The 21,288-nt window shown below is 71.2% G+C and carries 17 protein-coding genes; 3 read left to right on the forward strand and 14 right to left on the reverse strand.

The genetic code is table 11. The features are described from left to right. Positions 1 to 24: 24 nt before the first annotated feature. Both H180DRAFT_RS20330 and H180DRAFT_RS20335 read right to left on the reverse strand, forming a co-directional pair. Positions 25 to 1,428, reverse strand: a complete 1,404-nt coding sequence (locus tag H180DRAFT_RS20330; protein ID WP_055487524.1) for an SLC13 family permease — start codon at positions 1,426 to 1,428, stop codon at positions 25 to 27. Positions 1,429 to 1,443: 15 nt separating this feature from the next. After that, entirely contained in the window at positions 1,444 to 2,631 is a 1,188-nt protein-coding gene (locus tag H180DRAFT_RS20335) for a CaiB/BaiF CoA transferase family protein (protein WP_055487525.1), read from the reverse strand. Positions 2,632 to 2,765: 134 nt separating this feature from the next. On the opposite strand from H180DRAFT_RS20335, the gene H180DRAFT_RS20340 reads away from it, so the two are divergent. Continuing rightward, complete coding sequence (locus tag H180DRAFT_RS20340) at positions 2,766 to 3,665, forward strand: LysR family transcriptional regulator (protein WP_159033591.1); 900 nt, start codon at positions 2,766 to 2,768, stop codon at positions 3,663 to 3,665. Positions 3,666 to 3,728: 63 nt separating this feature from the next. Here H180DRAFT_RS20340 and H180DRAFT_RS20345 read toward each other — a convergent pair whose 3' ends face one another. From H180DRAFT_RS20345 to H180DRAFT_RS20375, 7 genes are all read right to left on the reverse strand, one after another. Beyond that, positions 3,729 to 4,046 (reverse strand): SCO5918 family protein, encoded by a 318-nt coding sequence (locus H180DRAFT_RS20345; protein ID WP_055487527.1) that lies wholly within the window; start codon positions 4,044 to 4,046, stop codon positions 3,729 to 3,731. A gap of 264 nt (positions 4,047 to 4,310) precedes the next feature. Further along, on the reverse strand, positions 4,311 to 5,813 hold the full coding sequence (locus tag H180DRAFT_RS20350) for a DEAD/DEAH box helicase (protein WP_055487528.1): 1,503 nt from the start codon (positions 5,811 to 5,813) through the stop codon (positions 4,311 to 4,313). Positions 5,814 to 6,110: 297 nt separating this feature from the next. Further along, positions 6,111 to 6,314: a cold-shock protein gene (locus H180DRAFT_RS20355; protein WP_055487529.1), complete on the reverse strand. Its 204-nt coding sequence runs from the start codon at positions 6,312 to 6,314 to the stop codon at positions 6,111 to 6,113. Between the two features lie 494 nt (positions 6,315 to 6,808). Beyond that, a complete protein-coding gene (locus H180DRAFT_RS20360; protein ID WP_055487530.1) occupies positions 6,809 to 7,930 on the reverse strand; it encodes a M20 family metallopeptidase in 1,122 nt (373 codons plus the stop codon). Beyond that, positions 7,927 to 9,240, reverse strand: coding sequence for an MFS transporter (locus tag H180DRAFT_RS20365; protein ID WP_055487531.1), 1,314 nt, complete (start codon positions 9,238 to 9,240; stop codon positions 7,927 to 7,929). Before H180DRAFT_RS20365 ends, H180DRAFT_RS20360 begins: the two co-directional genes overlap by 4 nt. Positions 9,241 to 9,603: 363 nt before the next feature. Beyond that, the gene (locus H180DRAFT_RS20370) at positions 9,604 to 10,473 is read right to left on the reverse strand and encodes an ABC transporter permease (protein WP_055487532.1); all 870 of its coding nucleotides are present in this window, start codon (positions 10,471 to 10,473) and stop codon (positions 9,604 to 9,606) included. Next, positions 10,470 to 13,169 (reverse strand): alpha/beta fold hydrolase, encoded by a 2,700-nt coding sequence (locus H180DRAFT_RS20375; RefSeq protein ID WP_055487533.1) that lies wholly within the window; start codon positions 13,167 to 13,169, stop codon positions 10,470 to 10,472. Before H180DRAFT_RS20375 ends, H180DRAFT_RS20370 begins: the two co-directional genes overlap by 4 nt. 438 nt (positions 13,170 to 13,607) lie before the next feature. Here H180DRAFT_RS20375 and oxc point away from each other — a divergent pair, with 438 nt between their 5' ends. After that, positions 13,608 to 15,338, forward strand: coding sequence for an oxalyl-CoA decarboxylase (gene oxc / locus H180DRAFT_RS20380; RefSeq protein ID WP_055487534.1), 1,731 nt, complete (start codon positions 13,608 to 13,610; stop codon positions 15,336 to 15,338). 147 nt (positions 15,339 to 15,485) lie between these two features. Here oxc and H180DRAFT_RS20385 read toward each other — a convergent pair whose 3' ends face one another. Beyond that, on the reverse strand, positions 15,486 to 16,484 hold the full coding sequence (locus H180DRAFT_RS20385) for an RNA polymerase subunit sigma-70 (RefSeq protein WP_055487535.1): 999 nt from the start codon (positions 16,482 to 16,484) through the stop codon (positions 15,486 to 15,488). Positions 16,485 to 16,582: 98 nt separating this feature from the next. Between H180DRAFT_RS20385 and H180DRAFT_RS20390 the strand changes: the two genes are divergently transcribed. Next, positions 16,583 to 17,020 (forward strand): VOC family protein, encoded by a 438-nt coding sequence (locus tag H180DRAFT_RS20390; protein WP_055487536.1) that lies wholly within the window; start codon positions 16,583 to 16,585, stop codon positions 17,018 to 17,020. A gap of 301 nt (positions 17,021 to 17,321) precedes the next feature. Here the strand turns inward: H180DRAFT_RS20390 and H180DRAFT_RS20395 are convergent, their stop codons facing one another. Genes H180DRAFT_RS20395 through H180DRAFT_RS20410 form a run of 4 tightly spaced genes read right to left on the reverse strand, consistent with a single transcriptional unit; the run spans position 17,322 to position 21,134 of the window. Then, the gene (locus H180DRAFT_RS20395) at positions 17,322 to 18,782 is read right to left on the reverse strand and encodes a sodium:solute symporter family transporter (protein ID WP_055487537.1); all 1,461 of its coding nucleotides are present in this window, start codon (positions 18,780 to 18,782) and stop codon (positions 17,322 to 17,324) included. Beyond that, positions 18,779 to 19,264, reverse strand: coding sequence for a hypothetical protein (locus H180DRAFT_RS20400; protein WP_055487538.1), 486 nt, complete (start codon positions 19,262 to 19,264; stop codon positions 18,779 to 18,781). Before H180DRAFT_RS20400 ends, H180DRAFT_RS20395 begins: the two co-directional genes overlap by 4 nt. After that, a complete protein-coding gene (locus H180DRAFT_RS20405; RefSeq protein WP_055487539.1) occupies positions 19,261 to 20,043 on the reverse strand; it encodes a LytR/AlgR family response regulator transcription factor in 783 nt (260 codons plus the stop codon). The genes H180DRAFT_RS20400 and H180DRAFT_RS20405 overlap by 4 nt, the downstream gene beginning before the upstream one ends. Next, the gene (locus H180DRAFT_RS20410) at positions 20,040 to 21,134 is read right to left on the reverse strand and encodes a sensor histidine kinase (protein ID WP_254666096.1); all 1,095 of its coding nucleotides are present in this window, start codon (positions 21,132 to 21,134) and stop codon (positions 20,040 to 20,042) included. Before H180DRAFT_RS20410 ends, H180DRAFT_RS20405 begins: the two co-directional genes overlap by 4 nt. Positions 21,135 to 21,288 lie beyond the last annotated feature (154 nt).

Consider the following 21,288-nt stretch of genomic DNA (forward strand, 5'->3'; position numbering starts at 1 on the left):
GCACGGCTCGTCAGCCCGGCCGGCTCACCACCAGCCGAAGGCCAGCCAGGCGAGGAAGGGCGCCACGACGATCGACACGAGCCCGTAGGTGAGGAGCTGGCGGAAGAGGCGTGGCCGTGCGGACGGTTCCGCGGCCCCCAGGATCAGGCCGCCGGTGATGCCCAGCGGGTTGATGTCGACCAGTACCGATGCCAGCGCCAGGGCGAGCACGCCGCCCACGGGGGAGAGGCCGTCGGCAACCAGCGGGGGCAGCAGCGGCATCGCGGTGACGAACACGGCGATCGAGCTGGCGGCGAACGAGGTGATGCCCGCTATGTAGCAGAGCACCAGCAGGCTGAGAACCGGCGACCCGTGGACCTGGAGCAGGTCGCTGATCTTCTTGAACGCACCGAGGTCCTCCATGAGGCCCACGTACGTCAGCAGGCCGCCGATCAGCAGCACCACTCCCCACGGGATCCGCGAGACGACCGCCCCGGGCTTCAGGCGCAGCACAAGCTGGAGAAGCATCGCCGCGGTCAGACCGAGGTACCCCACGTTCATCTCCAAGCCGACCGACAGCACGACGACGGTGAGCAGGCAGAACACCGTGAGGGTGCGGGTTCCGCGGCTTGCACGCGGTGCTTCGGACAATGGCGGCGCGTCCGCCGGGCCGGAAGGCGCGTCTGACGCGCCGGCAGGACGGGGGTGTGCGGGTGCTTCCTGCGGATCCGGTGAGGTGCCCTCGGCCCGGCCGCCCCCGGCAGGCGCCGCCGGTGCGGCAGCGCCGACGCGTGCGGCCCGGGCACCCGCGCCGGCCGGTGCGGCGGCCCTGCCTTTCGGCACGGCACCGGTCCGCGAAGCGACGAAAAGGCAGCCCGTGCACACCGCCAGACCTGTCAGCACCCCGCCGAGGAGGAAGGTCACCGGAGCCGAACCGGGCAGGCCGACGCCGAGCTTGGTGCTCAGCTCGCGGGCGGTGACGCCGTAGACCGCGAGTGGCGAGAGCAGCCCGCTGATGATTCCGGTGACTCCGAGGACGGCCGCCACCAGCGGCGAGATCCCGTACCGCGCGGCGAGGCCGAGCGCGATCGGGGCGACGATGGCGGTCGCGGCGGCCGGCAGCGTGCCGACCGCGGTGAGCACGGCACCGATGACGAACGGAACCAGCGCAATCAGCACCAGCCGCCCGCCGACCAGCCGCAGCAGCAGGTCGAGCAGCCAGTCGAGCGTGCCGTTGAGGTGGGCGACGGCGAACAGGGCCGTCACGCCGACGATGAGCACGAAGAAGTCCGCCGGGAAGAAACCCGTCACGTCGTCAGCCGGCACACCGGCGGCGATACCGAGGAGGAACGCGGCCGACAGGGCGGCCAGCCCCAGGTCGAACCCGCGTATCAGGGTCGCCGCGAAGAGGACGACCAGCACGATGATGGACAGGACTGCGACTGTCATGAGCAAGCTCTTTCCTCAGACCACTCCGCGGTGGCGCAGATCATCGATCTCCGGCTCGGTCAGCCCGGCAAGGTCCCGCAGCACTTCGGTGGTGTGCTGACCGAGGGCCGGGGCGTCGCGGCCGACCGTGCTCCCGAAACCCGAGAAACGGCCGGCCGGAGCCTGCATGAGACGGGGACGTCCCCCGTCTTCGTCCGGTACCTCCACCACCGACCCGCGGAAGCGGATGTGCGGGTCGGCGCAGATGTCCGCCGCCGAGTTCACCGGTCCCGCGGCGACACCGGCCTCCACGAGCAGGGACATCAGCGGTTCCAGGTCGTGAGCCGCGACGAAGGAGGCGACTCGCGCCTCGATCTCCTCGCGGTGCTTCAGACGCGCGGTCATGGAGTCGTGGACGGCGAGATCCTCGGCGCCCATGACGGTGACCAGACGCCGCCACATCTGCTCCGTCGACGCGGGCAGGGCCAGCCAGCGGCCGTCGCGCGTGCGGTAGAGGCTGTTGGGGCTGATGTGGGGGTTCTGGTTGCCCTGACGTTCGCGGCTCTCACCCGTCGCGCCGTACTCGACGACGAAGTCCTCCATCATGCGGAGCAACGGCTCGTAGAGGGGGATGTCGGCGAGCTGTGCCTGCCCGGTCAGGTCCCGCTGACGCAGCGCCAGCATGGCCGCGAACGCCGCATAGATGCCGGTGACGCCGTCGGCGACCGGATAGCCGGCGAAGAACGGCGGCTGCTCCGGTGAACCGGTGCGGTGGGTCAGGCCGGCGAAGGCCTCCGCGACGCGTGCGAACCCCGGGCGGTCCGCGTAGGGGCCGGTGCGGCCGTATGCGCTGACGTGAACCATCACCAGGTCCGGCCGGTAGGCGCGGAGGTCGTCGAAGTCGATCCGGAAGCGGCGCAGCGTCGCCGGGCGGAAGTTGGTCACCACGATGTCCGCGGCTCCGGCCAGCCGTCCGACCACTTCCGCCGCGCCGTCCTGGTGCAGATCGACCGTCACGCTCCGCTTGGCCCGGCCCAGCATCGTCCAGGCCGCCGAGACGCCGTCCTCCAGCGGCGGATAGCCCCGCGCCGGGTCGCCGTCGACGGGATGCTCGACCTTGACCACCTCGGCACCGAACTCGCCGAGCAGTGAGGACGCCAGCGGTCCGGCCAGGATCGTCGAGACGTCCAGGACGCGGACTCCGTGCAGCGGACCATCGGACACTGCGTATTCCTTTCACGCCGGGACATCGGAGCGGCCCTGTCTCCAGGGCACTCGTCACAATGCCCCGCTCCGAGGGCGCCGGGAAGGCACGATCCGAGCTCACAGGTGAAAGGTTCTGCCTTTATGGTGGGCCGGTGCGGGTGGAGAGAGCGCGGTACTTCCTTGCCGCCGTCGAGACAGGGTCGCTGCGTTCGGCGGCCGTCCGGTGCGGAGTGAGCCAGCCCACCGTCGGGCAGCAGATCGCCCTGCTCGAAGAGGAACTCGACGTCGTCCTGCTCACCCGCAGCCGGCACGGTGTGCGTCCCACACCGGCCGGTCAGGCCCTCCTCGACCCGCTGGGCCGGCTGGTCGCGGCCGAGGACGCGGTGCGGGAATCGGCCATGGAATCCAGCGACGCATATCGCGGACGGGTCCAGATCGGCGGCGTCTCGGTGACCGCGGAGACGGTGATCGCTCCCGTGATCGGCGACCTTCGCCGCCACCATCCCGGACTGCGCTTCACCGTCCGTGAAGGAGCCTCGAGCGACATCGAGGCCGCCGTACTCGACGGCGGGCTGGACTTCGGAGTCATCACGACGCCGATGAGCCCGGCCGCGACGGGACTGCACCGGATACCCCTCGTCTCGGCTCCCGTCGGGATCTACGCGCGCACCGACCATCCCCTCGCCGGGCGCGGCAACGTCCACTGGCACGACCTGGAGGCCTGGCCCGTCGTCACCATGCGGAAGGGCACCGTGATGTGGGAAATGCTGCACCGGCACGTCGCCGCCCCCGACGTCGTCGTCCAGGCCATGTCGGCGCGCACCGTGAAGGTGATGGTCGGGCGGGGAGCCGGACTCGGGCTCCTCGCCGGCTTCGAGACCTCGGCCGACATCTCCGGCCTGGTCTGGCTGCCGCTGCGCGACGCGGACCCCGTCCACCTGTGCCTGACCCAGCGGCGGGAAGGCCGGCCCTCACGGTCCGCCCTGATCGTACGGCGCCTCATACGGGCCAGGGCCGACGAGTTGAGGGAGTCGGGGGAGCTGAGGGAGTAGGGCGCGGGGCGGCTCCGGGCCGGACCCTCACCGCTTCCAGCCGGGGCCGCTCGCGCCTGCCGGTCAGCTGATCTCAGGCCCGCCGAGCGTCGCGGACGCCTGCTGGAGCGGGCTGAGGGCGGGCGCGGACGCAGGCGCGGACGCAGCGGGAAGGCCGTGGCAGGTGAAGCCGAGCCGGGTCATGGCCCGGAGGACTTCGGCGGCGCTGAAATCGCGGCGGTCCTGGCGTGTGACGACCTGCCCGACCTGTTTGGCCGGGTAGGTGCGGCGGCCGATGACGACGGATTCGCCGGAGACCTGCTCGGGCTTGACGCCCTTCATCGATTCCAGGACGCCGCTCTTGGTGAGGTCGAAGGGGAAGCGGGCGATGATACAGCGCATGGTGCCTCACAGGGGAGAAGGGCCAAGGGGGACGGGTGCTGCGGCAGTGAACTGTCAGCAGTCGGCGGAGGCCGCCCGGAGCGCTGCCCGGTCCGTCAACGACAGGCAGGGCAGCGAGCCGGAGGCCGTCGTTGTCGCAGACGAGCGGGCGCCAGGAGCGAGCACCGGCCGTGACGGACAGGGTCGCCGTCGGGCACGGCCGTATTCGAAGCGGCGTCAACAGGTGCCTCCTGCATGGTGGCCGGCTTCCGGATCACGAAGTGCCTATGCCGCAGCGTCGACGGAGGACCGCCGCACGTTCCCGCGCCGCGCCCCCGAGGCGGAGCCGCGTCGGCGGCGTGGAGCCGACCCGCGCTTACGCTGCTCGGTCACCGGCGCTTTGATCGTCACGGGGATGCCGGACGGGGCCTGGGCGCCGGTGATCCGGGTGAGTGCCTCTTCGCCGGAGCGGACGGGGGTGGTCTCGGGCACGATGCCGGCGGCCGCCATGAGGCGGGTCATGTCGCGGCGCTGGTCGGGAGTGACCAGGGTGACGACTCTGCCGGACTCGCCCGCGCGCGCGGTACGCCCGCCGCGGTGCAGGTAGTCCTTGTGGTCGGTCGGCGGGTCGACGTTGACGACGAGTTCGAGGTTGTCGACATGGATGCCGCGCGCCGCGACGTTCGTCGCCACGAGCACGGTGACCTCACCGGACTTGAACTGGGCCAGGGTCCGGGTGCGTTGCGGCTGCGACTTGCCGCCGTGCAGCGCGGCGGCGCGAACGCCGCTCTTCAGCAGGTCCCGCGTCAGCCGGTCGACGGCGCGCTTGGTGTCCAGGAACATGATCACCCGGCCTTCGCGCGCCGCGATCTGCGTCGTCGTCCGGTGCTTGTCGGTCCCGTGGACGTGCAGGACGTGATGTTCCATCGTGGCCACCGCATTCGCCGACGGGTCGACGGAGTGCACGACCGGGTCGGTGAGGTAACGGCGGACGAGGAGATCGACATTGCGGTCGAGGGTCGCGGAGAACAGCATCCGCTGGCCCTCGGGGCGGACCTGGTCCAGGAGCGCGGTGACCTGGGGCATGAAGCCCATGTCGGCCATCTGGTCGGCCTCGTCCAGGACGGTGATCTCAACCTGGTTCAGCCGGCAGTCGCCGCGGTCGATGAGGTCCATGAGGCGGCCCGGCGTCGCGACGACGACCTCGGCGCCGCCTCGCAGCGCACTGACCTGCCTGCTGATCGACATTCCGCCGACGACGGTGGCCATGCGCAGCTGCACCGAGCGGGCGTAGGGGGCGAGAGCGTCGGTCACCTGCTGTGCCAGCTCACGCGTCGGTACGAGGACCAAGGCCAGCGGTTGGCGGGGCTCGGCGCGCTGTCCGGCGGTGCGGGCCAGCAGGGCCAGGCCGAAGGCGAGGGTCTTGCCGGAGCCGGTGCGCCCGCGTCCCAGGGCGTCGCGACCGGCGAGGGTGTCGGGCAGGGTCGCGCCCTGGATCGGGAACGGGACGCTCACACCTTGTGCGGACAGCGCGGCCAGCAGCCGCTCGGTGATGTCGAGGTCGGCGAACGCCTCCACGGCGGGCAGCGCGGGGGTGATCGTCTTCGGCAGGGCGAACTCGCCCTGGACCGCTGCGGGCCGCCGGCCCCGGCCGTCCGGCCGGCGCGGACCCCCGGAACGGTTCGGCGTCTTCGGGGCGAAGCGGCCGCCCCGGCCGGAGCCGGCGCCGGCAGCGGGTCCGCCGGTGCGCCTGCGGGAGGAGCGGTTGTTCGTACGTGCGGGGTTCATTCAGAACCTTCCTTGATACGGCACGCATCAAGGAAATTCCCGCAGCGGAAGAATATCGCGGGGAATCACAAGAACGAGCCGGATTGAAACGAGAATCTGGACTGCGGTGAATCCGTTGGATTTCGGGTGAAGAAATGGGCGACGTCATTGAGGGGGAATCGAGGACATCGAACGGGGGCAGATCAGAGGAGCCCCGTGCCGCTGCAGAGAGGTCTTGTCCACGGATCAACCACCGCGCGGAATCCCCGCAGCCGGTCTCCACGTCCCGGGGGGTGCGGGTCCCGGTCGCGGTCGGCGTCAGGTGGGCACGATGTTCTCGGCCGTGAGGCCCTTCTTGCCCGGTGCGATCTCAAATGTGACCTTCTGGCCTTCGAGCAGCTCACGGTAGCCCTCGGCGGCGATGTTGGAGAAGTGGGCGAAGACGTCGGCGCCACCGCCGTCCTGCTCGATGAAGCCGAAACCCTTGGCCGCGTTGAACCACTTCACGGTGCCTGATGCCATGTCATATCTCCTTCGGGGCGATGCGCCGGGAACCGCAGTGCGCGGATACCGGGTCGCTGCGATGATGCCCCGTCCGGAGAATCATCCGGAAATACAAGAGCGCTTCCAGTGGCAGGAACACCGCCGAAGGCGTCGAAAGTTTTGGGAACCAAGACTGCAACTGACGCCGACAGTAGCATGCGCCCGCGGGCCTGCGTGCGCCGAATAATTACACTCTGTCCGCCGCGCCAGGAACACTGCCCGCCCCGCGGGGCACACCCTCAACTCGCGGGCACAGATATTGTTCCCCCGGGGCTGGGGTTCTCGGCTCTCGGCTCTCGGTCCTCGGTCCTCCGTCCGGTGCGGGCGCCCGGGCAGAGCCTCCCGGGTCCGTGAGCGCAGCAGCCGCGGCCGCCGCCCCGGCGTCCTGAGGCCAGGAGTGCGCTCACGGTGCCGGCGTCGGGAGGCCGCTTCCTGTGCTGCTGCGCACTCCCGCCACCTGGCCGCTTCGGGCGTCACCGGTCGCGGCACCACCTGTCGAACAGCCGGCGGTAGACCTCGGCGGCGGCCTCGACCTTGGACGCCGAGCACCACTCGTCGACGACGTGGCACTGGTCGGGCTCGCCCGGCCCGAGCACGACCGTGGGCGCCGGGCGGTCGTCCCCGGACGGAGCGAGCAGTCGCGCGAGCACCGAGGCGTCCGTGAAGTACCGGGCGGGGGAGTGGGGTTCGTCCTCCTCGCCGGCGGCGACCAGAGCCTCGCGCACGAGACCGGCGAACGGGTCGTGCTCGTCGGTGTCGACGACGGGCAGCACCACATGGTCGTCGACCCGGACCCCGTCGCCGGCCAGTCCGGTGACGAGGGAGCGCACGTCGTCACCGTCCAGCCCCGGGACGGTGCGGACGTCGAGGAGCATCTCCGCGAAGTCGGGCACGACGTTGGGCTGGACGCCGCCGCGCAGCAGACCCACGTTCGCGGTCACCGGGCCGAACGTCGCGTGGGAGGGCCAGGCATCGTGGTCGTGCAGCGCTCCGGCGACCCGGGCCAGCCGCACGACGGCGTTGTCGCCGAGCTGGGGCGCCGAACCGTGCGCGGCGCGGCCTGTGGCGGTCAGCCGCATCCAGTGCGCGCCCTTGTGGCCGAGGACGAGACGGTTGGCCGTCGGCTCGGCCACGAGCAGCGGGCCTCCCGGCGCGAGCGACGAGCGCCGCAGACGGAGCGCTCCGGTGCAGCCGGTCTCCTCCCCGGCGGTCAGAACCAGCTGAAGGCCGCGGCAGTCGTGTGGCCGCGCGGCGTGGTCGACTGCGGCGGCGACGGCGGCGGCCACCCCCGATTTCATGTCGCTGGTGCCGCGCCCGACCACGCGGTCCCCGTCCCGTTCCGCCGCCCACGGGTCGACGGTCCACTGCGCGGGGTCGGCGGGGACGGTGTCGAGGTGCCCCGTCACCGTGAGCGGGGCGGAGCCCGAGCCGGTACGGGCGACGAGTTGTTCGCGTCCCTCCTCCCAGCCGGGCGTGGACACCTCGAAGCCGTTGCCGCGCAGCAGGCCGGCGCACAGCGCAGCCAGGGCGCCCTCGCCGGAGGCCACCGTCCTCCGCCGCACCAGCTCGGTGAGGAGGTCGAGTACGGAGGTCACCGGAGCGCCTCGTGGGCGGTCTCGCGCAGCGAGAAGATCGTCAGGAACGCGACGACCGCGCCGGCGGTGACGTAGACGAAGAACAGGTCGGGGCGGCCTGCGTTGGACAGGGAGGTGATCACCAGAGGCGCCGTGCCGCCGAAGGTCGCGACCGTGATGTTGTACCAGGCGCCGATGCCCACGCCGCGCAGCTCGGTGGGGAACAGCTCGCTCATGATGGCCGGCGCGATGGAGGACATCAGGGCGTACAGGCCCAGGCCCGTGCAGAAGACGACCAGCAGTCGCAGCAGCCCGGCTCCGGGGGTGATGAGCATGGACAGCGGGATCACCAGGCAGGCGAGTGCCGCGGACCAGAACAGCAGCTGCGGCTTGCGTCCGAACCGGTCCGACAGCTTGCCGCACGGATACTGCAGTGCGATGAACAGCGCCGTTCCGACCGAGAGCGCGATGAACACGTCGTTGTCGTCGGCTCCTTGGGTCTTCACGGCGTACGGCGTGAGCGCGCTGAAGAACACGTAGTAGTTCAGCGTGTTCAGCAGTGTGATGCCGACCAGCTGTCCGACCGCCTTGGGATGCTTGGTGATCGTGGTCAGCAGGGGCCGCTTGGTGCGCACGGCCTTGTTCTTGTTCTGCTCGAACTGCTCGGTCTCGGAGATGGTGCGCCGCAGGTACACGCCCACGACGGCGAGCAGCCCGCCGATGATGAACGGGATACGCCATCCGTAGTCGCGGAGCTGGCCGTCGGTCAGTACGGACGAGAGGAAGACCCCCAGCAGCGATGCGACCAGCAGCGCCGAGCCGGTCGAGATGTAGAAGAAGGACGAGTACCGGCCCCGGTGGCCCCGGGGGGCGATCTCGGCCAGATACGCGGAGGCGTTGGAGACCTCACCGCCGAGCGACATGCCCTGTGAGATGCGGGCCAGCAGCAGCAGGATCGGAGCCAGCCAGCCGACCTGCTCGTAGGTGGGCAGCAGTCCTATCGCCAGCGAGCCGCCCGCCATCAGCAGGATGGTCAGGATCATGGCCGCCTTGCGGCCGCGGACATCGGCGAAGCGGCCCAGCACCCACCCGCCGACCGGGCGGAAGAAGAAGGCGACCGCGTACGTCGCCGTCGTGTTCACCAGAGCGAGCTCGGGGTTGTCCGCAGGAAAGAACTGCGTCGCGAAGTAGATGAGGAACGTCGCATAGACGGTCCAGTCGTACCACTCGATGGCGTTGCCGATGCTGGCCGCGACGAGGGTCCTGACCGGCAGCTTGTGAGGGGCCGAGCCGGCGGTGGTCGCCGCCGTGTCCTGCCTGCTGTCGTTCATTGGCGCTCCGTATGTGTGAGAGCCCCCGATAGATTGGTCGAATGGCTGAGCCAAAGTAGCAGCGTCGGCACTTCCCGGCCAGGGTGTTGTCCCACCGGTGCGCTGCAACGGGCATATCCGTCAAGAGCGGATCCTCAAGGGGACGTTGGCAGCCCGGCCTGCGGCTTTCCCGCACGAAGCCACAACACTCGGTCAGCCAGGAACCACACGAGGGACCAGCGGCGCAGGGGGACGAACGGGCTGGAGGCCGGTGAGCGGTGGCCGGAATCAGCCGCGGCGGTCAGCCGAGGAGACGTCACCGGCCTTCGCGGCAGGGGTGGTTGAGCACCCACGGGGGGCGGCTCGGCGGGTGCAGTGGGCGGTTCAGGAAACGACGTCCTTCCGGGCGAACCCCCGGAACGCGAGGGCGAAGAACACCAGAGCACAGGCCACGGAAACGGAAGTGCCTTTGATCATCCCCGTCCACTCCAGCTGCGGCTGTACCGCGTCCGCCCATGCGTACTGCCAGTGCGCGGGCAGGAACTCCCGCCAGGAGCCGAGGGCTTCGACCGCGTCCAGGAGGTTGCCGACGATGGTCAGCCCGACTGCTCCGCCGACCGCGCCCAGGGGCGCGTCCGTGATGGTGGAGAGCCAGAACGCAAGTCCGGCGGTGACCAGTTGGGAGACGAAGACATAAGCGACGGCGAGCGCGAGCCTGAACAGGGCGTCGGTGGCGGGAGTCGAGCTGCCCGTCGGGCTCTGGAGCGGGTGCCAGCCGTAGGCGACCGTGCCGACGGCCAGGGAGATGGCAGGCAGCAGCACGATCGCGGCCAGGCTGAAGGCCAGCGCCACCACGAGCTTGCTCCACAGCAGCCGTGTGCGGGGCACGGGTGCGGCGAGCAGATAGCGCAGCGAGGACCAGCCGGCCTCCGAGGCGACGGTGTCTCCGAAGAACAGTGCCACCGGGATGACCAGCAGGAAGCCCGCCGAGAGGAACAGCGCCGAAGTGGCGAAGTTGAGTCCGGAGACGGTGGCGGTGTCCGTCAGGTCGATCCGCCGCTCCTGGCCGGCGCCGTCACCGCCGTCGCCTCCCCCGCCGATCGCGAAGGCCACGACGAGGACGAAGGGGAGGACGGCCAGGATCACCGCCACCACGGCCGTGCGGCGGCGGCGCAGTTGCCGTACGGCCTCGACGCGGAAGGGGAGGGTGCGGCCCGGCCGGTAGCCGGGCGCGGTCTCCGACTGGGCGGTCACGGGGTCTCTCCTTCGATCAGGGTGAGGAAGGCGTCCTCCAGTCGGCGGTGCGGACCCAGGCCGTTCACGGGGATCTCCATTCCGACGAGTTCCGCGAGCAGTTGGGACGGGCTCGCTCCGCCCAGCCGTACGAGCAGGCCGTCCTCGGACCGCATGGCGGAGACGACGCCCGGCAGCCCCGCCACCTTCCCCACCACTGCGTCCGGAAGGGGCGGGCCGTCGACTCCGACGAGCAGCGTCTCGCCGGAGCCGGTGATCTCCGCGACCGCGCCCGCCTGCACCAGGCGCCCGCGGTCCATGACGACGAGGTGGGTGCAGGTCTGCTCCACCTCGGCCAGCAGGTGAGAGGAGACGATCACGGTGCGGCCATGCGCGGCGTACCTGATCATGACTTCGCGCATCTCGCGGATCTGCGGAGGATCGAGTCCGTTGGTCGGTTCGTCGAGGACGAGCAGATCAGGCAGGCCGAGCATGGCCTGGGCGATGGCGAGGCGTTGCCGCATGCCCTGGGAGTAGGTGCGCACTGCGCGTTGGATCGCGTCTCCGAGACCGGCGATCTCCAGGGCCTCCTCGACGTGGGAGTCCCTCGCGGGACGGCCCGTCGCCGCCCAGTACAGCTCCAGGTTGGCCCGCCCGGACAGGTGGGGGAGGAAGCCTCCGCCCTCCACGAAGGCGCCGACCCGCGAGAGCACCGGTGCCCCGGGCCGCACGGCGTGCCCGTAGACCCGGATCTCGCCCTTGTCGGGCGTGACCAGGCCCATCAGCATGCGCAGGGCGGTGGTCTTGCCCGCGCCGTTCGGGCCGAGGAGGCCGAGCACCTGGCCCTTCTCGACGCGGAAGGACAGGTCGCGTACGGCGTACCGGTCGGCGGACTTCCCGTAGCGCTTCGTCAGCCCGGCGACCTCCAGGGGGACTTCGGCAAGCTCCGGATCGGGGGCCGGTGCCGGGGTGGTGCGGCGCCGTCCTCCGGTCACCAGCAGGACCGCGGCAACGGCACCGGCGGCGAGGGGGAGACCCCACACCCACGCGGGCAGCGGGGCGGCTTCGGTGGTGACACCGCGAGCGGTGGGAATGCTCAGCCCGCTCTTCACCGAGGCGGTGTACGAGTTCGGTTCGGCGGGGGACGCGTAGCCGAGGTCGGTGGCGGCGAGGACGAGCCGGAGCCGGTGGCCCGCCTCGACCTCGTGGTCCACGGCGGGCAGTCGCAGTTCCACGGTCCGGCCCTTCCGCACGCCGTCGACCCTGACGGGGGAGACGAGTTGGGAAGGCAGCGTCCGGCTGCCGTCCGGCCCGACGTCGTACACCTTCGCGAAGAGCACGGCGTCCTCGGCACGGTCGGACGTCACCCGCACCTTGACCGTGGGAGACCCCGTGATGCGCAGAGAGTTCTTCAACGGCCGGGAGTCGAAGCGCGCGTGCTGCCCCGGGAAGTCGAGGTTCAGCCCGCCGACGCCCAGGGAGGACAGCTGCGAGAGGCCGCTGCCGAGGCTGGGAACGGACGAGATCGAAGGCGGCCCCGCGCCCGGCGGGTTCTCGAAGCGTTGCTGCGCGGCGTCGAGGGCGACCGGGCGGGCACCGCTGGTCAGCCCGGGATAGGTGGCACCGGTGGCGCCTCGTGTCTGCAGGCTGCCGTCCGTGGAGTCCATCCCTCCGGTTCTGGTGACACGGAAGGCCGGTCCGGTGTCCGTGCCCTTGTCGCCCTTCAGATGGCGGTCGAACCAGGCCGTCGTACGGGTGTCGAGACGGGCCGTCTCCAGATCGCCGCCGTCGTGCCCGCCCGCGAACCAGTCGACCGAGACGGGCGCCCCGTTGGCACGGATCGCCTCGGCCATGGCGTCGGCCTGGCCGAGCGGGAAGAGGGAGTCGCTCTGCCCCTGGGCGATCAGCGCGGGAACCTTGATCCGGTCCGCGACGGCGGACGGGCTGCGCGCCTCGAGCAGTTCACGGGCGGCGGCGTCCGGCTTGCCGCTGACCGCCACCCGCTCGTACATCTCGCACAGCTCCGCCTCGAAGCGGCCGCAGCCGCCCGCCGGGGAGCCCGTGCCGAAGAAGACGCCGGCCCAGAGCTTCTTGAAGACCCCGTCCGGGAACAGGGCGTCTGCCAGGTTCCAGTAGGTCATCCGCGGCGCGACGGCGTCGATCCGGTCGTCGTGTCCGGCAGCGAGCAGGGCGATCGCGCCGCCGTAGGAGGCCCCGGCCACTCCGACCCGCGGATCGCCGCTCTTGTCGAGCCGCACTTCGGGACGCCGGGCCAGCCAGTCGATCAGGCGGGAGACGTCCGCGACCTCGTGCTCCGGGTCGTTGAGGCCGATGTTGCCCGTCGAGTCCCCGAATCCGCGTGCCGACCAGGTCAGTACGGCGTATCCCTCGCGGGCGAGGTTCTGTGCCTGCGCCCGCACCGCGTCCTTGCTTCCGCCGAAGCCGTGGCCGAGGAGCACCGCGGGCCGCTTCTCGGACCGGGAACCCGAGGTGAAGTACGAGGTGTCGATGCGCGCCCCCGGCATGTCGAACGCGCGGTCCGCCCGGTGGACGGGCGGCCGCCCGTCGGACGCCACCGCGTTCCACGTGCCCGCACCGGCGAGCGTGACGACGGCGGCTGCGCCCGCGAGCCACCGTCTCCAGCCGCCGCGTGCCGTGCCGCGAAACCGGGCTGAGAGCCGAGGCCGCCGTATCCCACGGCTCTGTCGCAGATCCATGCTCGAACCCTAGAAGGACGAGGCCCGTGGTTTCGGCGGTCTCCAGGTGGATCTTTGGTCTCCGCTCCGGGGCGTACGCTCGCGCGCCCGCATACAACCGACGGGGTACGGCACCACCCGCCCCGGCCCGGCGGGGACCGGGGCCGGGGAGGAAGGCGGCGCTCATCCCGGGCTGCCACCACCCGTCCTCTACCACCGTCAGGATCCGCCCTGACGGCCTCGGTCGGTGATCACTGCGTCGCGTGGGACGGCCGTGTGCTGCCATTCGCGCTCACCGGGGTGCGCATACCGGTGGAGCGCCGCCGGCGGTGGCGCTCCACCGCCGGGGCGGAACCGCATCTCGAGCGCTCGACGCGATCCTTGCCAGCCCACCTGAGACGAGCATACTGTATGCAGTATTCCTTGAGTCGAGCGCACCATCCAGGGAGGGTCCTCACCATGACCGCCGCTTCCGTACCGGGCACAGAGGCAGAGGGGGCCGACCACCCCGATGTCACCGACGGTATTCATCTCGTCGTCGATGCGCTCAAACTCAACGGCGTGGAGACCATCTACGGGGTCGTCGGCATCCCGATCACCGACCTGGCGCGCGTCGCGCAGGGAGCCGGTATCCGCTACATAGGCTTCCGCCACGAGAGCGACGCCGGACACGCCGCGGCAGCAGCCGGCTTCCTGACGAAGAAGCCGGGGATCTGTCTGACGGTGTCCGCACCGGGCTTCCTCAACGGGCTGGTGGGGCTGGCCAACGCCACCACGAACTGCTTCCCGATGGTCCAGATCTCCGGATCCAGCGAACGGCACCTCGTCGACCTGCAGCGCGGCGACTACGAGGAAATGGACCAGCTGGCTGCGGCCAAACCCTTCGCCAAGGCGGCCTACCGCGTCCACCGCGCGGAGGACATCGGCCGCGGCCTGGCCCGCGCCATCCGCACCGCCGTCTCCGGGCGCCCGGGCGGGGTCTACCTCGACATCCCGGCCGCAGTGCTGGGCGAAGTCATGGACGCGGAGAAGGGCGCCGCATCACTGTGGCCGGTCGTCGACCCGGCGCCGCGCCAGCTGCCCGACCAGGAAGCCGTCGACCGCGCGATGGGCCTGCTCGCCAACGCCGAGCGGCCGCTGATCGTGCTCGGCAAGGGCGCGGCCTACGCACAGGCGGACGAGCAGATCCGGGAATTCATCGAGACCACGGGAATCCCCTACCTCCCGATGTCGATGGCGAAGGGCCTCCTTCCCGACGACCACGCGGGCTCGGCGGCCACCGCCCGCTCGCTCGCGCTCCGCAAGGCAGACGTCGTGATGCTCGTCGGCGCGCGGCTCAACTGGCTCCTGGGGCACGGCGAAGCGCCGCAGTGGAATCCGCAGGCCAAGTTCATCCAGGTCGACATCGCCGCTTCCGAGATGGACAGCAACCAGCCCATCGCGGCGCCGCTGGTGGGTGACGTCGGGTCGGTGATGGAGGCCCTGACCGAGCGGAACAAGGCGGGCGCGATCACGGTGCCGGCGCAGTGGCGCGAGGAACTCGACGCCCGCTCGGCGCAGAACGTCGAGAAGATGGCCGGCCGCCTCGAGGCCGCCGCGAGCGCACATCCGATGAAGTTCCTGGGTGCGCTGCAGGCGATCCGCGACGTGCTGCAGGAGCACCCCCAGGCCTACGTCGTCAACGAGGGCGCCAACGCACTCGACCTCGCCCGCAACACGATCGGCATGCAGGTGCCGCGGCACCGGCTGGACAGCGGCACCTGGGGCGTCATGGGCATCGGCATGGGTTACGCCATCGCCACCGCCGTCGAGACCGGCGCTCCGGTCGTGGCCATCGAGGGCGACAGCGCCTTCGGATTCAGCGGTATGGAGGTCGAGACCATCTGCCGCTACAACCTCCCCATCGTCACCGTCGTGCTCAACAACAGCGGCGTCTACCGCGGCAACGAGGCCTCCCCTTCGTCCGACCCGGCACCGACCGCCCTCACGGCCCGACACGACGTCATGATGAAGGCGTTCGGCGGCAAGGGGCATCAGGCGACGACACCGGATGAGGTGGCCACGCTCCTGCGCGAGGCGCTGGCGTCGGGCACGCCGGCACTCATCGACTGCGTGATCGACCCGTCCGACGGGACCGAGAGCGGCAACATCTCCCACCTCAACCCCAAGGGCATCACCATCCAGAAGTAACGAAGCACTGCCGGACCGCCCCGGACCGACGTCATGACTGCTGGTCGAACAGCGAGGCGGGGCACGGCAATTGCCCGAAGGGTGAGTGCGAGGCGAAGTGACCGCGGCACGCGTGCCCCGGTGCCGACGCGAGCGTCGGCACCGGGACTACTCCGCGCCCTCCGGCGGGAGGCGCTCCGGGAGCCCGAGCCGCGGGAACCGGTCGTCGTGGAAGGTGACGATCTCGGTGATGGCCCCGCCGGTGACGCGCAGGACGTCGATCGTCAGTGGCAGGTACGCGCCCTCCCGCTCCTGCCAGAGGTAGAAGGCGACGGCGGGCTGCCGGTTCACGGAGGTGGGGACGGCCCGCAGACCGGTCATGCCCTCGAAGCCGTCCTCGATCCAGCTGTTCACGACCGTGTCGCGGCCGATATGCAGGCCCGGGGTGGGTGGCATCGAGCAGCGGACGTCGTCGCGCAGCATCGAGGCGAGCGCCGGGATGTCCGTGGCGATGCTGGCGTCGGTGAAGCGGCGAATCAGCTCGCGAGTCCCGGCGTCCTCATCGCCGCCGGTCCAGTCCTGCCGTTCGGCGGGCAGATGCTCCCGCATGCCGGCGCGGGCCCGCTGGAGCGCGCTGTTCACGGAGTTGACCGAGTCCCCGAGGAGCTCCGCGACGTCCTTCGCCGGCCAGCCGAGCACGTCCCTGAGGATCAGCACGGCCCGCGGGCGCGGCGCGAGGTGCTGGACCGCGACCAGGTACGCCAGCTCGATCGTCTCCCGCGCGACGGCGACGCTCTCCGGCTCCTCCGCGTCACCGGCAGGCAGCTCGTCGAGCAGCCGGTCCGGGTAGGGCTGAAGCCACAGCACCTCGCCGCCGGTCGCGGGCTGAGGGCGGCGCTTGGCCAGCAGGTCCAGGCAGGCGTTGGTGGCGATCCGGTACAGCCAGGCCCGGAACGTCGACCGTCCCTCGAAAGTCTCCCGCCGCCGCCAGGCACGCAGGAACGTCTCCTGAACGGTGTCCTCGGCGTCCTCGAACGACCCCAGCATCCGGTAGCAGTGCACGTGCAGCTCCCGCCGGTGCCGCTCGGCCAGCCCCGAGAAAGTCGGTTCGTCGACCTCGCCGAGCCCGCTCACGCCCAGCTCCTCCAGCCGTGTGTCCGCGCTCATCACGTCATCCCTCCGCCTCGTCGTGTCCCGTCGCAGGTGTGACGGGTGCGGACGCGAGAACTCATCACCAGGGTCGGCCGGGCTCGGTAACATGCGGCATGGCCATCAAACTTGAGAACGTCGGCATCGCCGTTCGGGACCTCGAAGCGGCGATCTCCTTCTTCACCGACCTGGGACTCACGATCGTCGGCCGTGACACTGTCAGTGGTGAGTGGACCGACACGGCCGTCGGCCTCGATGGCAATCACGCCGACATCGCGATGCTCCAGACGCCGGACGGTCACGGCCGCCTTGAACTTTTCGAGTACATCCACCCCGAAGCGATCGAGTCGGAGCCCACTCGTCCCAACGAGATCGGCATGCATCGCGTCGCCTTCTCCGTCGACGACATCGACAAAGCCCTTGAGACGGCCGCAAAGCACGGATGCCGTCCGCTTCGCGGTGTGGCGAACTATGAGGACGTCTACAAACTCACGTATCTCCGCGGTCCCAGCGGCATCCTTGTGATGCTCGCCGAGGAGCTGAAGCAGAACTGACGGCTCTCGCCGCCCGGACCGGCGGCGGCAGAGCAGGCGCCTGAACCGGGCGTGCCGGACCCGGGCAGGCTGGATGCCGCGTTCCGGACGGGCATCGGCGCCTTCCTCGGTGAGCAGGATGCCGGACCCCCTCCCGCTCCGGGCGTCACGTCCCCGCCGTGCGCCGTGCGCGAGGCGCAGCTTTCGCAGTCACCCCGGCCGAGGCGGAGTCGCTGGCGCGCTCGTGGAAGGCGGCCGCCCCGGCGGCACGGTACGCAGCTGCGGAGCCGCCTCCGGACGGGCCGGGCGGACCCCGGAGAGGTCAGGGTGCGTGCAACCGCAGCGCCGCACGCTCCGCGCCCTCCGGCGGCACCCCACGCCAGGACACCACGATCATGGTGAGGAAGGTCAGCGGCACCGTCCAGCACGCGGGCTGCGCCAGCAGCACCGTGACCACCCCGGAGTGCCAGTCCGTCGCCGCGGAGAGGAACGCGGCGCCCGTCGCCGACGCCGCGCCCACCGCGAGCCCTGCGCCGGCGCCCGCGACCGTGAGGCGGGGCCACCAGATACCCAGCACCAGCAGCGGGCAGAACGTCGAGGCGGCCACGGCGAAGGCCCAGCCCACGAGGACGTTGATGTCCAGATGGGAGGCGGGCAGGGAGAGCAGCACCGCGACCAGGGCGCCCGCGGCGACGGCCACCCGCAGGCGGGAGATCCCGCTGCCGAAGAGGTCGTGCGACAGGCCGCCCGCCAGGGCGAGCAGCAGCCCGGAGGATGTCGAGAGGAAGGCGGCGAAGGCGCCGGCAGCGACCAGGGCGGTGAGTACGCTGCCGAGTGCCCCGGGCACCGCGACTCCGGGCACGACGACGGTCACCGTGTCCGTGGCGTTGTTCAGCACCAGTTGCGGAGTGAGCACCCGTCCCAGCAGCCCGTAGACCACCGGGAAGAGGTAGAAGAGGCCCAGCAGGGCGATCACCCGGACCGCGACGCGTCGGGCGACTTGGGCAGTGGAGCTGGTGTGGAAGCGCATGATCACATGCGGCAGCCCGATCGCTCCCAGCGTGGTGGCCACCAGCACCGACCAGGTGGCCAGCAGCGGGTGGCCTGCACCCCCGATGTCCAGCAGCGGGCGGCTCCACCTCTCCGGCACGCTGACCGGTGTGAACGCCTCCGCCCGCGTCTCCGCTCCGACATGGATCATCAGAAACACCGCGGGCACGGCGATGAACGCCAGCTTCACCAGGTAGTGGAACGCCTGCACGTACGTGGCGGAGCGCATGCCTCCCAGTGCGATGGAGCCACTGACCACCAGGCCGGCCAGCACCACCCCCACCCAGTAGGGCGTGCCGCTGACCAGGTGGAGCACCACGCCCGCGCCCTTGAACTGCGGCACGAGGTACAGCCACATGATCACCAGCACGATCCCCCCGCACAGCCGCCGAATGCCGGGAGAGCCGAGCCGGTACTCCGCGAAGTCGGGCACGGTGAAGGCGCCCGAGCGCCGCATCGGGCCGGCGACCAGCGCCACCACGGCCACATAGCCCGAGGTGAAACCCACCGCGAACCACATCGTGCCGATCCCGTCCTTGAGCAGCAGCCCCGCGAGCCCGAGCACCGACGCGGCCGAGACGTACTCCCCGGCGATGGCCATGGCGTTCCAGCCCGGTGCGACACGGCGGGAGGCCACCAGGAAGTCCGGTGTCGTACGGGCCGCGCGCACCCCGTACAGGCCGATCGCCAGGCTCGCGGCCAGCAGGAATCCGATGACCAGCAGTCCCGTCACGGTGCGACGCCCCCGAAGCCCTGCTCCTTCCCGGCCCTGTCGTGCGCGGTGTCCGCGTCACGCGGGCCGGGCGGCACGATGTCCGGGCCCCAGTCGTGGGAGCCGGGGGAACCGGCGCCGTCCGGCTCGCCGCCTTCCCGGGCCTCGGTACGCTCCGCCACCCGCACATGCGCGACGGCGATCAGCAGCAGGAGCGGATAGGTCGCGATGGCCAGCAGCAGCCAGGAGACGGGGACGCCGCCCCAGGTCACCCGGTCGAGCACGGGCAGGGCGGCGATCACCCCGCTGGTGCCGAAGAGCACGATCCCGAGCAGGCCCATGGTGCGCAGGGCCGTCCGCCGCTGGGCGGCGAAGACCCGGCGGGCCCGCTCCGGGTCGGTGGGACCGGGCAGCGGCAGCGGCCGGGGCCGCATCCGGTGGTGGCGTGCCAGAGCGATCCGGGTCTGCGGGCTGGTGACCTTCGTTCTGCGGGGCCCCGTCATTGCGCGGCCCGCCCCAGCTCTCCGCTGCGCGCCGCATCCATCAGCCGTTCGCGCAGGCCTCGCGAGTGCCGGCGGCTGACCGGTACGTCACCGGCGGGCGTGCAGGCCACCAGCCCGGAGGAACTGGTCACGCGCAGGTCGTGCACCCAGCCGGCGGCGACCAGGTACCCGCGGTGCGCCCGTACGAAGCCGACGGGCGCCCACACCTCCTCCAGGTAGGACAGCGACAGCCGGATCAGATGCGTGCCGTCGGCCGTGTGCAGCCGCACATAGTCGCCGTGGGCCTCCGCGAACTGCACGTCGGCTCGGCGGACGAAGACGGTGTGGCGGCTGTGCTCGATCTGCACGACGTCCAGGTCGTCGTGCGGCGCCTCGTCCGTCGCCGCGCCCCCGCGCTGCCTGAGGACACGGGTGACGGATTCGGACAGCCTCTCCGGCCGCACGGGCTTGAGCAGGTAGTCGACCGCGCCGATCCCGAACGCCTCGATTGCGTGGGACTCGGAAGCGGTCACGAACACGATGGCGGGCGGTGCGGAGAGCCTGCTCAGCACCCGCGCCAGGTCCATCCCGTCCAGACCGGGCATGGAGATGTCCAGGAAGACGGCGTCGAAGGCGGGTGTCCCCAGCAGCCGTACCGCCGCTTCGCCGCTCTCCGCGGACACCACGTCGGCGATCTCCGGTATGCCGCCGAGCAGCACCGCCAGCTCCTCCCGGGTGGAGGGTTCGTCCTCGACGACGAGGACGCACAGCCCCGGGGAGGTGTGGGCCGTCCTTGTCATTCCGCCAGCACTCCTCGCATGAACCGTGGCACCCGTATGACCACCTTGGTGCCGCTGCCGGGCGCCGTCTCGATGAGCAGACCGTGTTCCGGTCCGTACACCGCACGCAACCGCTGGTCCACGTTGGCCATGCCGACCCCGCGGGCCGGCGGGCCCTTCCCGGCGAGGACCGCGCGGGCGAACTCCGGATCCATGCCGACGCCGTCGTCCTCGATCTCGATGATGCACAGCGGCCCCTCGCCGAAGCCGGACACGCTGATGTGCCCTCGTCCCGACCGGCGCTCCAGCCCGTGCCGGACGGCATTCTCCACGATGGGCTGCACCACCAGGAAGGGGATGGCGACGGGCAGGACCTCCGGGGCCATGCGCACGGTGATGTCGAAGCGGTCGTCGAAACGGGCCCGCTGGAGTTCCAGATACGTCTGGGTCGCCTGCAGTTCGGCCGCCACGGTGGCGTAGTCGCCCTGCGTGGAGAAGCTGTACCGCAAGTAGTCGGCGAAGTCCGTGAGAAGCCCGCGGGCGAGGTCCGGATCGCTGTGGACGCGGGCGGCGATCACGGCCAGCGCGTTGTGGAGGAAGTGCGGTGAGATCTGGGCGCGCAGGGTACGCAGGTCCGCGGCGGCGATACGGGCGCGCGCGGTGCGCAGTTCGGCATGGTCCAACGCGTCGGCGACCAGGGCCGCGGTTTCGGTCAGGTCCTCTTCGGCGATCTCGCCGGCGGCGATCAGGCAACCCGCCAGGTCGTTGGCGACGAGCAGCGGTGCCGCGGACAGCGGGGGCCGGCGCAGCACCGTCCCGTGTTCGTACACCTGGGAGAGGAGCGCGTCCGGCTCGCTGCCGGGGGGCAGCGCTCCGTGGCGGGCGACCGGCCCGTCGAGGTTGGCGAGGACGACGGCGTCGGCGCCCAGCAGGTGCCGTATGCGGCGCGCGGCCGCGGTGTTCCGGCCGCCGGCCAGTCCGTCCTGGAGGTCCCTGCCGAGCAGCCGGAGCTCGCGCAGCACGCCGCTGGTCGCGGCACGCGCCGCGGACGGCGACGGCGCCCCGCGGCGCAGGGGACGGCGGGCGAGGCGTTGCCAGGCGGTCCTGTTCACGGGCCGACGGTAACCCAGTGCGGGAGGAATGGGTCTGGTCAGGACGGGCGGAGGACTGCGGCACCGTGCCGGCCGCCCGTAGTCGCGGGAAGCCCGGGTCCGACGGAAGTCCGGGGCGCCGGCGGAGGGGTTGGCGCGGTCCGGAAGTGGTCCA

This window comes from Streptomyces sp. WMMB 322, assembly GCF_900090145.1.
In the GTDB taxonomy this organism is placed as follows: domain Bacteria; phylum Actinomycetota; class Actinomycetes; order Streptomycetales; family Streptomycetaceae; genus Streptomyces.